The following is a 14,733-nucleotide window of genomic DNA, read 5'->3' on the forward strand; positions in this document are numbered from 1 at the left end:
CATGAACCTCGACACCCGCATCAAGTACCGCCACCTGCTGTGCTTTCTGGAGATTGCCCGGCAGGGCAGCCTGGCCAGGGCTGCCAACGTGCTCGCCATCAGTCAGCCGGCGATCTCCAAGACGCTCAAGGAGCTCGAAGACCTGCTGGAAACGCGGCTGTTCGCACGCAGCCGCCAAGGGGTCGAGCTGACGCTGGCCGGTACGCGCTTCATGCGCTATGCCGGGCCCAGCGTGCAAGCCCTGCGCGATGGCGTCAGCAGCCTGCGCGGCGAGGCACGGGCGCCGTCGCAGGTCCGCATCGGCGTGCTGTCCACGGTCGAGGGCCTGCTCATGCCCGAAGTGCTGTGCCGCCTGCATCAGCGTCATGAAGCGCTGGTGATCCGGGTAGTCACCGGGGTCAGCGCACAGCTGCTTGGCCAACTGCACCTGGGGGAACTGGAGCTGGTGGTCGGGCGCATGACCGACAGCCCGCAAATCCAGGGTTTGTCGTTCGAGCACCTGTACAGCGAGTCGATGAGCCTGGTGGTACGCCCAGGTCACCCACTGCTGGCCGGCACACCCGTTGAGCGCGGCCAGGTAGGGCGTTACCCCTTGGTCTTGCCGCCTGCGGGTACCACCATCCGCCAGCATGCCGACAGCCTGTTCGTGCAATGCGGCATCCAGATGCCGGCGCAGCGCCTGGAAACGCTGTCCCTGGCGTTGAGCCGGCGCTACCTGCTGAGCAGTGACGGCGTGTGGGTGGCGCCGCGCGATGCCGTACTGCTCGACCTGCGCCGTGGCGAGTTGGTCGAGCTTGACCTGGGTGTGCGTGAACCCGGTGGCTCGGTGGGCATCTGTCGCAATGCGGCCCTGCCGCAAAGCCTGGCGGGGCAGTGGGTATGCGAAGTGCTGCGCGAAGTGGCCGGGCAGTACCGCGAGGGCGTTTACCCCTGAGCCGGCGCTGTCAGCCGGGCACTCAGCGCCATGAGGTTGAACCGGCAGGCGCACGGGGTTTGGGCCGTGCGCAAGGCTGTGGAACTATTCCCTGTTTGTTGGCTCTTATGCCGGTAGCCATGGGTTGGGGACGCCTGATAAGCTCGCGGCTTCTACCCTGATTGCCCTTATGGCGCATGAACAAGGAAATGACATGAAACAGCATCGTTTGGCGGCTGCGGTTGCCCTGGTTGGCCTGGTACTGGCTGGCTGTGATCAACAGGCCAGCAGCCCCGAGCTGAAGACCCCGGCGCAGAAAGCCTCCTACGGAATCGGCCTGAACATGGGCAAGAGCCTGGCTCAGGAGGGCTTGGAAGACCTTGATTCCAAAGCAGTCGCCCTCGGTATCGAAGACGCCGTTGGCAAGAAAGAACAGCGTATCAAGGACGAAGAGCTGGTAGAGGCCTTCACCTCGCTGCAGAAACGTGCCGAAGAGCGCCTGGCCAAGGCCAGCGAAGAAGCCGCCTCTGCTGGCAAGAAGTTCCTTGAGGAAAACGCCAAGAAGCCGGGTGTCGTCACCACCGCTTCGGGCCTGCAGTATGAAGTGATCAAGAAGGCCGACGGCCCGCAGCCCAAGCCGACTGACGTGGTGACGGTCCACTACGAAGGCAAGCTGATCGACGGCAAGGTCTTCGACAGCTCCGTCGAGCGCGGCAGCCCGATCGACCTGCCGGTGAGCGGCGTCATCCCGGGTTGGGTCGAAGGCCTGCAACTGATGCACGTTGGCGAGAAGTACAAGCTGTTCATCCCGGCTGAACTGGCCTACGGTGCACAAAGCCCAAGCCCGCTGATCCCGGCCAACTCGGTACTGGTGTTCGATCTTGAACTGATCGCCATCAAGGACCCGGCCCAGCTGCAAGGCGCTGAGCCGGACGCTGAAGCCCCCGCTGAAGCGCCTGCCGAGGCCCCTGCCAAGTAACACTGGCTGTTTGCCGAAAACGCCCCGTCTTGACGGGGCGTTTTCGTTTCAGCTGCTTGGACGAACCTGCCAGTGCTGATACTGTCCGAGGAAATGCAGCGTGAAGAAGTAGGACGCTTCTGACGCAAGTCGCTCGCGGCGCTGGTAGTAACAGCCTGTAACGACTGTGTAAAAAACGCCCGATCTGACCGGGGCCCTTGCCTGGCAGGCACCCAGGGTCGGAAACTGTGGCCTGTTCACAAGGTTATCCACAATAAATGTGGATAACCTTTTCCCTCTCGGAGGTTCCATGAGCGCACCCTGGAATTTCGCCCGTTTCCTGCCCTTGGCCGAGCGCCTGCTCAGCCGTGGCCGGTTGCCGGCCTTGCTGTTCGCCGTGGCGCGCAAAGGCCCACGCCTTGGCCAGTTGCGTGACGACGTGAAATTGCTGCAGTCGCTGTGCCTTGCATGGTGGCGCGGCGAATACCGCGCCATCAGCCCCAAGGCGCTGGTGACCATCGTCGCTGGCCTGCTGTATTTCGTCAGCCCCATCGACGCTATCCCCGACTGGTTGCTAGGCGTCGGGTTCCTCGACGACATCGCAGTGCTGGGCTGGGTACTGAAAACCGTGGCCGACGAGCTGGCCCGGTTCAGGGCCTGGCGCGACAGCCAGGCACCCGAGCGGCTACGCGTGGTCGAGCGGCTACCCGCGACACCGGAAGCACTGCGCCTGGAGCGCAGTACCCGGTAAAATCGAAATTTTTGGGTAGCTGGCTTGGCTTGGAGTCTGTCGGCTACAATGACACCTACAGACATTAGAGACTCGCCCATGGATAAGCTAAGCCTGCACGCCAAAAAAGCGTGGTTCGCCAAGCATCGCACTGCGAATTTCGAAAACAGCCTGCGCCTTGAAGGCTTTATTGTGCCGCCAGACGAAGGCAAAGCAAAGTTGCCTGCCCGTGCTGCTGCACGCGAAGCCGTGCGGCAACTCAAAGCTTGAGTGACGACAAGTATGGGGTTTATCAAGACCCTGATTGCTACCCTGACACGGACGTCCTGAAGAACCTTCTCAATCTGCGCAATGCAGAGGATCTGACGGAAGCTGAGCGTTACCTCACCCAGGTAGCAGCATCGCAGCTGGACTTCGAAGAGCCTCCATACGATCTAGGTACATTAAAACGAATTCACCGCTGTCTGTTTTCCAGTATCTACAGTTGGGCTGGAGAAACTCGATCCGTAAAGATCAGCAAGGGCCATAGCCACTTCTGTGTACCGGATCGTATCGAGCCAGAGGTAGCGAAAGAATTTTCCAGAATGGCGCGGGCGGGCTGGTTTGAAGGCTACTCTCGTGATTCGCTCGTGGTTTCCGTTGCTCAATCGTATGGAACATTGAATGTCGCTCATCCCTTCCGTGAAGGTAATGGTCGGGCTCAACGTGTTCTGTTTGAATGGCTAGTCGTGAACGCTGGTTTCGAGATCACCTGGGGAAGGGTTGGCCAGGAGCAGTGGGTAGCGGCGAATATCGAGTCTTTTCAAGGCAATGACCAGGCTTTGGAGCTCGTCTTCAATCAATGTATCGGCGATCCGATCAGGGAAGCCAACGATCCATCTTGATACTTGTTCTCTGATTCTGTGCGTGCTTCAACGATTGCAAACTGGCGATGACATTCATTGGAGGCCGACCTCGTCTGGCGATGCTCGCTCTCGAGCACGCCTGCTGGAAATCTCTTACAATGAGATATAACAGAAGGGGAGCAGCCCGATTGCCGTTCGCTATTGGCTGTCATCCGGTTGGATGAAAGGGCAGGGTCGCCGCGCTGTATCGCAACGCCTATGCCGGCTCCCCCAGATAGGCCGTATGGATTGCATGCTGTAATCCTTGTTGAAGGGGTTTGTAATGGGTATTCAGGTCATCAGCCGCGACGGTCAGCCCGAGTACGCCGTGGTTCCCTGGGAGCAGTACCAGGCGCTGCTGCAGGCTGCAGGGCAGGCACCTGCCGAGGCCGCTGCCAGCGAGCCGGCTCCCGCCGCAGCCGTTGCAGCGTTGCCGGCGTTCAGTGAAGTTGCACAGATCCGCCAGGCCAAGGGCATCGCGCCTGAACAACTGGCGCGCAATGTTGGGGTCAGCCCGGCCTACCTGGCCATGATCGAATCAGGCGAACGCCACCCGGATGCCGCCATCCGCCGTGCCCTGGCCTGGCACCTGGGGGTCGCGGGCTGGAGCGAGCCATCATGAGCCAGGTCAGGATCAGCCGTCAGCATTGGGACAACCTGCTGGGCGAGCTTGACCTGGCCCGCCGTCAACGCCACTTGCTGACTTACCGAGCGCTGATCGAGCGCTTGCAATTGCCCAGCCCGGCCATGCAGACACTGACCGCTGCACTGGAATACCTGGCGGTGCTGGACGCGCGTGCCGAGCAACCGCTGCGCAGTTCGCTGGTCATCAGCCAGGGGGCCAGCCGCTTGCCGCGTACCGGCTTTTTCGAATGCGTAGAGCGCCTGGGGCGCTTTTCCGGCCCGATCGACGGTATGGAGGCCGCTTCTTGGCATGCTTCCGAAGTGGTGCGGGTGTTCGAATACAGCTACCCCGAAAGCGCCTGATCGCAACTGCACCGGGTTTTTATCCAGGCAGGCATGAAATGAAAGGGCCGGGCATTTGCATGCCCGGCCCTTGTTGTGTCGCGACGACCAGCGGCCTTACTTCTTGGCCACTTTGCTGCTGGCGCTGAGGTAGTCGATCAGGATGCGACCGGTTTCCGCCAGGTAAGCGTCGTCTTCCGGCTTGGTGTTTTCATCCTCGGTCGGCAGCGCGTCTTCGTCCTCTTTCTTCAGCTCTTTGAGTGGCTCTTCACCCTTGGCCTTGCGGCGGGTGTTTTCCAGCGCCAGTTGTTTCGCCTCGATCTCGTCGTGGCGGGCACGGCGGTCCTGCTCGTTGAGGCTGACGGTTTTCTCGTTCATCAGCTTCTGGGTCAGGGCCAGGCGGTCGCGGATGTAGGTGAACTCGGCATCCTTGTCGCTACGTGCCTCGTGCTGGGCCTTGAGCTGCGCCAGGAACGGTTTGAACGGGTCGGCAGCGGGTTTGACCACCGGGCGGATGGTGTCCCACGGCATGGCCTCGGGCAGGGCGCTTTCGCCGATTTCCTTGGTGTCGATGATCGACGGGTAGTCGATGTCCGGAAGCACGCCCTGATGCTGGGTGCTCTGCCCGGATACCCGGTAGAACTTGGCCAGTGTCAGCTTCAGCTCGCCATGGTTGAGCGGCTGGATGGTCTGCACGGTGCCCTTGCCGAAGGTCTGGCCGCCAATGATCAGCGCGCGGTGGTAGTCCTGCATGGCACCGGCGAAAATCTCCGAGGCCGATGCCGACAGGCGGTTGACCAGCAGCGCCAGCGGCCCTTTGTAGAAGGCACCGGGGTTTTCGTCTTCCAGCACGTCGACCCGGCCATCGCTGTTGCGCACCAGCACCGTCGGGCCTTTCTCGATGAACAGGCTGGTCAGTTCGGTGGCTTCCTGCAACGAGCCGCCGCCGTTGTTGCGCAGGTCGATGACCACGCCGTCGACTTTCTCTTTCTGCAGCTCAGTGAGCAGTTTCTTCACGTCACGCGTGGTGCTCTTGTACTCCGGGTCGCCGGCGCGGTAGGCCTTGAAGTCCAGGTAGAAGGCCGGGATCTCGATGATGCCCAGCTTGTAATCACGCCCGTCCTGTTTGAGCTTGAGCACCGACTTCTTCGCCGCCTGCTCTTCGAGCTTCACCGCCTCGCGGGTGATCGACACGATCTTGCTGGTCTGGTCGCTCGGTGCGTTGCTGGCCGGGATGACTTCCAGGCGCACCACCGAGCCTTTCGGGCCGCGGATCAGCTTGACCACTTCATCCAGGCGCCAGCCAACCACGTCGACCATTTCCTTGTTGCCCTGGGCGACACCGATGATCTTGTCTGCCGGTGCCACCTGCTTGGTCTTGGCTGCCGGGCCGGCCGGCACCAGGCGCACGATCTTGACCTGGTCGTTGTCGCTTTGCAGCACTGCGCCGATACCTTCCAGCGACAGGCTCATGTTGATGTCGAAGTTTTCCGCGTTGTCTGGCGACAGGTAGTTGGTGTGCGGGTCGTAGGACTGGGCGAAGGTGTTGATGTAGGCCTGGAAGATATCCTCGGCACGGGTCTGGTCCAGGCGCGCCAGCTGGTTCTTGTAGCGCTTGGTGAGGGTTTCTTGGATCTGCTTGGGCTCTTTGCCGGCGATCTTCTGGCGCAGCACTTCGTCTTTGACGCGTTTGCGCCACAGGTCGTCAAGCGCGGCCTGGTCCTTCAACCATGGCGCGTCCTTGCGGTCGATCAGCAAGGTTTCCTTGGCGGTGAAGTCCATTTTGTCCACGCCCTTATTCAGCTCGGCCAGGGCGAAGTCCAGGCGTTGCTTGACGCGGTCGAGGTAGCGCTTGTAGATGGTGAAGCCCGGGTCGAGGTTGCCGCTTTTGAGGAAATCGTCGAATTGCGTTTTCCACTTGTCGAATTCGGCGATATCGGCCGCGGTGAAGTAGCTGCGCGCCGGGTCCAGCAGCTTGATGTAGCTGTCATAGATGATGACCGAACGGGCGTCATCCAGTGGCGGCTTGCTGTAATGGTGGCGCTTGAGCAACTCCACCACATTGAGGCTGGCGACGATTTCGTCGCGGTCGGGCTGCAGGCTGTCCCATTTGTTGGCGGCCGCTGCATTGCCGCCGAGCGCGAGGCTGCCCAGGCCGATCATCATGGCCAGGGCGGTGCTTGGGAGGAAATGCTTCATGCTGATTCGACGTGGGGGCAATTGATCACGCATAGTAGGCCGTCTTTTCCGTTCGCCGGTTCCAGAAGAGCCGGGCGCATACTGCAAAAAGCCTGGGCACAACGATCCCAGGCTCGGTCATATGATTCAACTATGGAGGCACTGTGAAGGCATTGCAAGGCGTTGACGGACATGTGACCTGGGTCGAGGCCGAACGCCCGACCTGTGACGCGGGCCAAGTGCGCATCCGCGTGGCTGCGGCGGGGTTGAACCGCGCCGATTTGCTGCAGATGAAAGGTTTGTACCCACCACCGCCGGGTGCTAGCCCGTACATGGGGCTGGAGTGCTCCGGTGTGGTCGAAGAAGTGGGCGCTGGCGCAGCCTGGCGCGTAGGTGATCGGGTCTGCGCGCTGCTGGCCAGCGGTGCCATGGCCGAGGAAGTGGTGGTCGACGCCCGCCACGTACTGCCGGTGCCCGAAGGCCTTGGCCTGCATGAAGCCGCTGCACTGCCGGAGGTGTACGCCACTGCCTGGCTGAACATCTTCCAGCTTGGTGCGCTGAAGGCGGGCGAGAAGGTCTTGGTGCACGCCGGTGCCAGCGGCGTCGGCTCGGCGGCCATTCAGTTGTGCAAGGCGTTTGGCAGCCCGGTATGGGTCAGCGTCGGCTCGGCTGAGCGCCTGGCCTATTGCCAGGACTTGGGCGCAGCAGGTGGTGTGGTGCGTAACCAGAACCTCGACGCGCTGGAAGGGCTGGGCCCGTTCGACGTGATTCTCGACCCGGTGGGGGCCAGCTATGGTGAGCTCAACCTCAAACTGCTGGCCCGTGACGGGCGCTGGGTGATCATCGGCCTGATGGGCGGCCGCACGTTCGAGCTGGACCTGGCACAGGTACTGGGCAAGCGCCTGGGGATCACCGGTTCGACCCTGCGCAACCGTGATGACAGCTTCAAGGCCGAACTGCTGCGCGATTTGCAACAGCAGGTGTGGCCGCTGTTCAGCGAAGGGCGCTTGTCGCCGCAACTGGTCGATACGTACCCTGTGGAGTTCGCCCAGGCGGCGTATGCCGAGTTGGAGACCAACCAGGTGTCGGGCAAGTTGGTGATGGTGATCGACCCGAGCCTGGCTTGAGGTTGCCGGGGCTGCTGAGCAGCCCATCGTGACACAAGGCCCCTACAACGGGCGGGGGTGGCCGGCAGCCCTGCGGGGCCGGGCCGGCATCATTGATCGATGTAGGAGCGGGTTCACCCGCGAATACGGTGGTGCCGGCAACGCACAATACCTGGCAGAAATCGGCTAGCAGGCCCGGTCCTTTCGCGGGTAAACCCGCTCCTACAACGGGCTGGGGTGGCCGGTAGCCCTGCGGGGCCGGCCGGCATCATCGATCGATGTAGGAGCGGGTTCACCCGCGAATACGGTGGTGCCGGCAATGCACAATGCCTGGCAGAAACTGGCCCGCAGGCCCGGCCCTTTCGCGGGTAAACCCGCTCCTACGCCGGGCGGGGGTGGCCGGTAGCCCTGCGGGGCCGGGCCGGTATCATCGATCGATGTAGGAGCGGGTTCACCCGCGCTTACGGTGGTGCCGGCAATGCACAATGCCTGGCAGAAACTGGCCCGCAGGCCTGGCCGTTTCGCGGGTGAACGAATCGCACAGGCTTTTCAAATTTTGAGAAAGACGGTTGCTCCTACAGGAGGTTGCATTTGCCTGTAGGCGCGGCCTTGTGTCGCGAACGGGGCGCAAAGCGCCCCTACGGCCCTCAAGTCCAACTCAAAACAGGCCAGCCATTCTTCTCGGCATGCTCGCGCAACACCCCATCCGGGTTCACCGCATAAGGGTGATCCACCTTCAACAACAACGGCAGGTCATTCCTCGAATCGGAATAGAAACTCGCCCCCTCCAGGTTCTCCTGCTCCTGGTCCAGCCATTCCAGCAGCCGGGTAATCTTGCCTTCGCGGTAGGTCAGTACCCCATGGGTGTTGCCGGTATACACCCCGTTCACCGCCTCCAGCTCGATCGCCAGGTACTCATCCACCCCCAGCCGCGCCGCAATCGGCCCGACCAGGTGCGTGCCTGAAGCCGAAATGATCAGGATGCGGTCACCGCGCTTGCGGTGCTCGGCAATGCAGCGGCAGGCGTCACCGTAGATGATTGGCTCGATCACCTCTTCAACCCACGGCTCCACCAGGTGCTCGACCTCTTCCAAGGTGCGCCCGGCAATCGGCTCCAGGCTGAAGGCCATGTAGTCCTCCATCTGCAGGTGGCCTTTGCCGTACGCTTCCATCAGCTCATGGTCGCGGCGCAGGAATTCCTTGCCATCGACCCAGCCCAAGCGGGCCATCTGTTCACTCCACAGCGACGCGCAGTCGCCGTGGATCAGGGTTTCGTCCAGATCGAAAATTGCCAATGCCATGGTGTTGCATCTCCTTAGGCCACTTCGCGTAGCGCCGAGGGGTCGATCGACAGACTCACCCGTTGCCCGTCTGCATGCAGGTCGGCCGGTGAGCGGTTGAGTACGTCGACCACCAGTTCCACGCCACGCACTTGAACGCGGTAGCGGATCACGTTGCCCAGCAGGCTATGGCTGCGTACCTCGGCGTCGCGCTCACCCGCCAGGCCCAAGGTGATGGATTCCGGGCGGATCGCCAGGCGGCAGGCCACCGGCCGTTGCAGCAGGCGGCTGGCGCTGTCCGCGTCAAGCAGGTTGTAGTTGCCGATAAAGCCTGCGGCAAACAGGTCCACCGGCGCAGTGTAAAGGGTTTCGGCATCGCCGCTTTGCACAATGCGCCCCTGGTTCATCAGGAAGATACGGTCAGACATGGTCAGCGCCTCCTCCTGGTCGTGGGTGACGAAGATGGTCGTCAGCCCCAGTTCGCGCTGGATCGCGCGAATTTGCTCGCGCAGGTGCTTGCGGATACGTGCATCCAGTGCCGACAGCGGCTCGTCGAGCAGCAGCAGGCGTGGCCGGGTGACCAGCGAGCGGGCCAAGGCCACGCGCTGGCACTGGCCGCCCGACAACTGGTGCGGGTAGCGCCCGGCAAAGGTGCCCAGCTCGACCAGGTCAAGTGCCTCGCGCACGCGCCGCTGGCTTTCCTCGGCCTTGACCTTCTGCATGCGCAGGCCAAAGGCAACGTTCTGCTCCACGGTCATGTTGGGGAACAGCGCGTAACTCTGGAACACCATGCCGATGCCGCGTTGCTGCGGGCTCAGCGGCACGATGTCGTGGCCGTCCAGCAGGATCTGCCCGCGGTCCACCGGGGTGAGCCCGGCGATGCAACGCAGCAGCGTGGACTTGCCGCACCCGGAGGGGCCGAGCAGGGTGACGAATTCGCCGCGCTCGATGTGGCAGTCGATGTTCTCGAAAACCGGGTTGCCGGCATAGCTCTTGTGCAATTGCTGTACGCTGACGAAGCTCATGTCAGGTCTTGTCCTTGTTCAGGCGGTTGGCAACCCAGGTCAATATCAGCACGAAGGCGAAGTAGGAAATCACCAGCGCGCTGTTGAAGTGGCCACTGCTGTTGCGCATGTTGTTCAGGTACACCTGCAGGGTCTCGTAGCGGGTGCCGACCAGCAGGTTGGCGAACACGAATTCCCCGAACAGGAACGAGAACGACAGCAACAGCGCCACCATCAGGCCCTTGCGCAGGTTAGGCAGCACCACCAGCAGTGCGGCTTGCCAGGTGCTGGCGCCGAGCAGCTGGGCTGCGTCCATCAGGTCGTGCAGGTGAATGGCCTGCAGGTTGTTGGTGATGGCCCGGTACATGAACGGCAAGGCGATGGTGAAGTAGCAGCCGATCAGGATCCACGGCGTGCCGACCATGGCCATCGGCCCGCTGCCGTACAGCTGCAGCAGCCCTACCGACGACACCACCGGCGGTACCGCGAAGGGCAGCAGGATCAGGATGTTCATCAGCCCGTCGAGCCTGGGGAAGTGGTAGTGGACCACGAACAACAGGGGCAGGATCAGCACCACCGACAGCAGCAGCGCCCCCACGCAGACCAGCAGCGACTGGCCGAACGCCGCCAGGAAGCGGGGTTCGCTCCACAGCGCGAGGTACCACTTGAACGTCAGGCCGCTGGGCAGCAGGCTGGCCGACCAACTGGTGGCCAGCGAGTAGAGCAGGGTGCCGGCCAGGGGCAACAGCAAAATCAGGAACAGCAGGTAGACCACGGCGCGGTGGTACCAGCCGCCGGCACGGGTTTCAGCGCGCATGGTAGCTCCGTTTCAGTAGCCATTGGTGCACCACCGTGACCAGCGTCATCAGCCCTACCAGGACCATTGCCAGCGCGCTGGCCAGGTTGGGATCGAGGCTGATGTCCCCGGCCACCAGGCCAGCGATGCGGATCGGCAGTACGTTGAAGTTGCCAGTGGTCAGCGCGTACACGGTGGCGTACGCGCCAAGGGCATTGGCCAGCAGGATGACGAAGGTGCCCAGCAGGGCCGGGGTCAGCACCGGCAGGCCGATGTGCCGCCAGAACTGCCAGTGGCTGGCGCCCAGCAGTGCCGCCGATTCACGCCAGTCTTCGCGCAGCGCGTCGAATGCCGGGTACAGCAGCAGCACGCCCAGCGGGATCTGGAAGTAGGTGTACACCAGGATCAGGCCGTTTCTGGAATAGATGCTGAAGTCTTCCAGCAGGCCGATCTGCTTCAGCAGCAGGGTCAGTGCGCCGTTGAAACCGAGCAGGATGATGAAGGCAAAGGCCAGCGGCACCCCGGCGAAGTTGCTGGTCATGTTGGCGAAAGCGCTGACGAAGTCGCGCAGCCTCGAGTCTACCTGGCGCAGCGAATAAGCACCGAGGGTCGCGATGACGATACCGAACAGGCTTGACCAGAAGCTGATCTCCAGGCTGCGTTGCAGTGCCTGCAGGTAGAACTTAGAGGTGAACACCTTGCTGAAGTTGGCCAGGCCCCAGCCGGCTTCCGACTGCACGCTGTTGATCGCCACCCAGGCCAGCGGGGCGATCTGGAAGATGACGAAGAACACCGCGAACGGCAGTAGGCACAGCAAGGCCAGGTAGCGGCTGCGGTTCACTTGAGCAACTCCCTGCATACCGTTTTGTCGTGCGCCACGCCCAGCAGCTCGCAGATGGTGCCGCATAGCTCGGTCTGCTGTGGCTTGGCGGCCGGGTCAAGGCTGAAGGCTTCGCCAAAGACGAACAGCGGCACTTCGCGTTCCTCGGTGAGCAAGCCATTGTGCGAGCGGTCGTTGTTCATGCCGTGGTCGGCAGTGACCAGTACCTGGTAGCCCTCTTCGAGCCAGCCTGGCAGGTAGTCGGCCAGCAGGATGTCGACGCTGCGCGCGGCATTGCGGTACTGGCTGCTGTCCAGGCCATGGTGGTGCCCGACATCATCGATGCTCATGGGGTGCAGCAGCAGAAAGTTCGGGGCGTGCCGCCGGCGCAGGTACTCGCCGTCGGCCAGCAGGTGTGAGTCGGGGTAACGGTCGTCCCAATAGAACAGCCCGTGCTGGATCGGCAGCTTCGGCGCGTGGGTATGGCGGTCGCGCTGCGGGTCGAAAGGCGCGCGGTTGTACAGCTCGCTCATCCAGTGATAGGCCGCTGCGGCCGTGCCCAGGTTGGCCTCGCGCGCGTAGTGGAACACGCTGCGTTGGTTGGACAGGCGGTTGACGCCGTTGTGCACGATACCGCTGTCGATCGGCGCTACGCCGGTGAGGATGCACTCGTACAACGGCCGTGACAGCGATGGCAATTCGCATTCCACACGGTACAGCGCGGCGCGGTCGGCTTCGACATAAGCGTGCAGGTGGCCCATGGCATGGTGGGCGACCTGGTAGTTGAGGCCGTCGAGCAGGACCAGGATGACGTTGTGTTGCATGGTGGCTCCCAATGAGCTGCAGGCGGTTCTAGCTGAAAGCTGAAAGTTGCAAGCTACAAGCTGCAAGAAGAAGCCGGCATGGCGCACACCGGCTTCCACTTGTAGCTTGCAGCTTGAAACTTGAAGCTTCTTCATTCCATCTCGATGATCACCTGCTCCTGCCACAATTGCGGCAGCTTCTTCGAGGTCGTTTCCCAGGCTTCGGCATTCTTGATCGGCTGCGCCGCACCGTACTGCTCGTTGGGCAGCAGTTTGGCCTGCACGTCTTCCGGCAGCTTCATGTGCTCGGCCCGGATCGGCCGTGCGTGCCCCTTGGCCAGGTTGATCTGCCCGGCGTCGCTGAAGATGTATTCACGCGTCAGCTTGGCAGCATTGGGGTGCTTGGCGTATTTGTTGATCACCGTGGTATAGCCGGAAACCACCGAGCCGTCGGCCGGGATCAGCACTTCAAAACGCTTTGGGTCGATCTGCTCGCGGTAGCTCAGGCCGTTGAAGTCCCATACCACGCCCACTTCGACTTCACCCTTTTCAAGGGTCTGGATGGTCGGGTTCGCCAGGGACAGGCGCTTCTGCTGGGCCAGCTTGGTAAACAGTTGCAGGCCGGGTTCGATGTTGCTTTCACTGCCTCTGTAGGCGATGGCCGCGGCCAGCACGCCGTTGGCCGCCTGGGCAGCGGTACCGACGTCACCGATAGCGACCTTGTACTTGCCTTTCTCCAGGTCGTGCCAGGTTTTCGGGCGTTCGCCTTCCTTGACCAGGTCTTTGTTGATGATGAAGGCGATGGTGCCGGTATAGGCCAGTGCCCAGTGGCCGTCTTCGTCCTTGGCCCATGCCGGCACCTGGTCCCAGGTGCTGGGCTTGTACGGTTGGCTGACACCCTTGGCCACTGCAATCGGGCCGAAGGCGGCGCCCACGTCACCGATATCGGCGCTGGCGTTGTCTTTCTCGGCCTCGAACTTGGCCAGCTCCTGCGCCGAGCTCATGTCGGTGTCGCTGTGCTTGAGGCCATATTTGCTGGCCAGGTCTTCCCAGGTGCCTTTCCAGTTGGCCCAGGCATCGGGCATGCCCACGCTGTTGATGGTGCCTTCCTTGCGGGCGGCGTCTTCCAGGGCTTTGAGGTCAGGGCCGGCGGCCAGCGCCGAGGTGCACAGGGTAATGGCCGAACCGAGCAGTGACGCCATGAACAACTTTTTCATCCGAAGCTCCTTGGTATGGGTGCCTGTAGCGATCGTTGTTAGGAGTGAAGGGGTTGTCTGGTGACCGTTGGTCTAGGTCAGCAAACCTTGAGCCAAGGTAGGCCGCTTGCGTGACAATTTGATGTAGGGGAACACCGGCAACGGCCCTGCGACTAAAGCGTAGACCACGGAATTCAACCGGTCGGGCGGCATTGGCGCGTTTCTGGCAAGGGTCGCGGCAGGCGCTTGTCACAGGATATTCATCAGCCCTGCCTAGGCTGCACTAATCTTCACAGGCCCCTTAGTGGGGCTGGACTAGTCCAGATAGGTAACCTTTTGATGCAGTCGACGCCCCCGCGTGCGGTAACAGCCATCTGCCATGCCCTGCAGGAGCAGATCGAGCACGGCTTGCTGGAGCCGGGCGGCAAATTGCCGGCCGAGCGCCGGCTGAGCGAGCTGTTTGGCACTACGCGCATTACCCTGCGCGAGGCGCTGGTGCAGCTGGAAGCCCAGGGCCTGATCTACCGCGAAGAGCGGCGCGGCTGGTTTGTGGCGCCGCAGCGCCTGACCTACGACCTCATCGAACGCAGCCACTTCCATGCCATGGTGCGCGCCCAGGGGCGCGTGGCCACCACCGAGCTGCTGTCGGCGCGACTGCAGCCAGCCTCGGCGGCCATCTGCGCGCGCCTGCAGTTGCCGGCGTTGTCCAGTGTGGTGCGCATCTGCCGGTTGCGGCGCATTGATGGGCGGGCAGTGTTGTATGCCGAACACTACCTCGACCCCCGGTATTTTCCGGACATCCTCGAGCATGATCTGGCGCAGTCGCTGACCGAGATCTATGGGCGGGTGTATGGGATCGAGTATGGGCAGGTGTGTTTCGAGATCCTGCCAACGGCATTGCCGGTCGAAGCGGCGGGGGCGTTGAAAGTATCGGCGGGGAGCCCGGGGCTGCACATTACCCGGGTCAACAGTGACCAGTATGGGCACCTGATCGACTGTGACCTGGAGTATTGGCGGCATGATGCCATTCGCATTCGTGCCCAGGCGGGCTAGGGTGTTGGCTGCTTCGCGGGCTTGCCCGCTCCCACAGGTACTGCAC

16 protein-coding genes are annotated in these 14,733 nt (G+C 62.4%); 9 read left to right on the forward strand and 7 right to left on the reverse strand.

Annotated features, from left to right (window positions below; translation table 11 throughout):
* The first annotated feature begins 1 nt into the window (after position 1).
* The 7 genes from pcaQ (at position 2) to GEV39_RS05880 (ending at position 4,472) form a co-directional block, all read left to right on the forward strand.
* Entirely contained in the window at positions 2 to 934 is a 933-nt protein-coding gene (gene pcaQ, locus GEV39_RS05850) for a pca operon transcription factor PcaQ (protein ID WP_173887860.1), read from the forward strand.
* A gap of 193 nt (positions 935 to 1,127) precedes the next feature.
* Entirely contained in the window at positions 1,128 to 1,892 is a 765-nt protein-coding gene (gene bamJ / locus GEV39_RS05855) for a BamJ family beta-barrel-assembly machinery protein (RefSeq protein WP_173887861.1), read from the forward strand.
* A gap of 289 nt (positions 1,893 to 2,181) precedes the next feature.
* Positions 2,182 to 2,622, forward strand: a complete 441-nt coding sequence (locus GEV39_RS05860) for a YkvA family protein (protein WP_173887862.1) — start codon at positions 2,182 to 2,184, stop codon at positions 2,620 to 2,622.
* A gap of 78 nt (positions 2,623 to 2,700) precedes the next feature.
* The gene (locus tag GEV39_RS05865; protein WP_173887863.1) at positions 2,701 to 2,871 is read left to right on the forward strand and encodes a YhfG family protein; all 171 of its coding nucleotides are present in this window, start codon (positions 2,701 to 2,703) and stop codon (positions 2,869 to 2,871) included.
* Positions 2,868 to 3,485 (forward strand): Fic/DOC family protein, encoded by a 618-nt coding sequence (locus GEV39_RS05870; protein ID WP_173887864.1) that lies wholly within the window; start codon positions 2,868 to 2,870, stop codon positions 3,483 to 3,485. The genes GEV39_RS05865 and GEV39_RS05870 overlap by 4 nt, the downstream gene beginning before the upstream one ends.
* 283 nt (positions 3,486 to 3,768) lie before the next feature.
* On the forward strand, positions 3,769 to 4,107 hold the full coding sequence (locus GEV39_RS05875; RefSeq protein WP_054890369.1) for a helix-turn-helix domain-containing protein: 339 nt from the start codon (positions 3,769 to 3,771) through the stop codon (positions 4,105 to 4,107).
* Positions 4,104 to 4,472, forward strand: coding sequence for a hypothetical protein (locus tag GEV39_RS05880; RefSeq protein WP_009686241.1), 369 nt, complete (start codon positions 4,104 to 4,106; stop codon positions 4,470 to 4,472). The genes GEV39_RS05875 and GEV39_RS05880 overlap by 4 nt, the downstream gene beginning before the upstream one ends.
* 96 nt (positions 4,473 to 4,568) lie before the next feature.
* Here the strand turns inward: GEV39_RS05880 and GEV39_RS05885 are convergent, their stop codons facing one another.
* Positions 4,569 to 6,650, reverse strand: a complete 2,082-nt coding sequence (locus GEV39_RS05885) for a carboxy terminal-processing peptidase (RefSeq protein WP_173887865.1) — start codon at positions 6,648 to 6,650, stop codon at positions 4,569 to 4,571.
* Positions 6,651 to 6,793: 143 nt separating this feature from the next.
* Between GEV39_RS05885 and GEV39_RS05890 the strand changes: the two genes are divergently transcribed.
* The gene (locus GEV39_RS05890; RefSeq protein WP_173887866.1) at positions 6,794 to 7,756 is read left to right on the forward strand and encodes an NAD(P)H-quinone oxidoreductase; all 963 of its coding nucleotides are present in this window, start codon (positions 6,794 to 6,796) and stop codon (positions 7,754 to 7,756) included.
* Between the two features lie 626 nt (positions 7,757 to 8,382).
* Here the strand turns inward: GEV39_RS05890 and GEV39_RS05895 are convergent.
* The 6 genes from GEV39_RS05895 to GEV39_RS05920 form a co-directional block, all read right to left on the reverse strand.
* The gene (locus GEV39_RS05895) at positions 8,383 to 9,036 is read right to left on the reverse strand and encodes an HAD family hydrolase (RefSeq protein WP_029885876.1); all 654 of its coding nucleotides are present in this window, start codon (positions 9,034 to 9,036) and stop codon (positions 8,383 to 8,385) included.
* A gap of 14 nt (positions 9,037 to 9,050) precedes the next feature.
* Positions 9,051 to 10,040 carry an ABC transporter ATP-binding protein gene (locus GEV39_RS05900; RefSeq protein WP_173887867.1) on the reverse strand — a complete coding sequence of 330 codons (990 nt, stop codon included), beginning with the start codon at positions 10,038 to 10,040 and terminating at the stop codon, positions 9,051 to 9,053.
* A 1-nt stretch (position 10,041) separates the two neighbouring features.
* Complete coding sequence (locus tag GEV39_RS05905; protein WP_173887868.1) at positions 10,042 to 10,836, reverse strand: ABC transporter permease; 795 nt, start codon at positions 10,834 to 10,836, stop codon at positions 10,042 to 10,044.
* Positions 10,826 to 11,674 (reverse strand): ABC transporter permease, encoded by an 849-nt coding sequence (locus tag GEV39_RS05910; protein WP_173887869.1) that lies wholly within the window; start codon positions 11,672 to 11,674, stop codon positions 10,826 to 10,828. The genes GEV39_RS05905 and GEV39_RS05910 overlap by 11 nt, the downstream gene beginning before the upstream one ends.
* Positions 11,653 to 12,459: an alkaline phosphatase family protein gene (locus GEV39_RS05915; protein WP_173887870.1), complete on the reverse strand. Its 807-nt coding sequence runs from the start codon at positions 12,457 to 12,459 to the stop codon at positions 11,653 to 11,655. Before GEV39_RS05915 ends, GEV39_RS05910 begins: the two co-directional genes overlap by 22 nt.
* Positions 12,460 to 12,590: 131 nt before the next feature.
* The gene (locus GEV39_RS05920; protein ID WP_173887871.1) at positions 12,591 to 13,655 is read right to left on the reverse strand and encodes an ABC transporter substrate-binding protein; all 1,065 of its coding nucleotides are present in this window, start codon (positions 13,653 to 13,655) and stop codon (positions 12,591 to 12,593) included.
* Positions 13,656 to 13,973: 318 nt separating this feature from the next.
* Here GEV39_RS05920 and GEV39_RS05925 point away from each other — a divergent pair, with 318 nt between their 5' ends.
* On the forward strand, positions 13,974 to 14,687 hold the full coding sequence (locus GEV39_RS05925) for a UTRA domain-containing protein (RefSeq protein ID WP_173887872.1): 714 nt from the start codon (positions 13,974 to 13,976) through the stop codon (positions 14,685 to 14,687).
* Positions 14,688 to 14,733: the final 46 nt, after the last annotated feature.

The organism is Pseudomonas sp. NY5710, from assembly GCF_013305665.1.
GTDB lineage: Bacteria > Pseudomonadota > Gammaproteobacteria > Pseudomonadales > Pseudomonadaceae > Aquipseudomonas > Aquipseudomonas juntendi.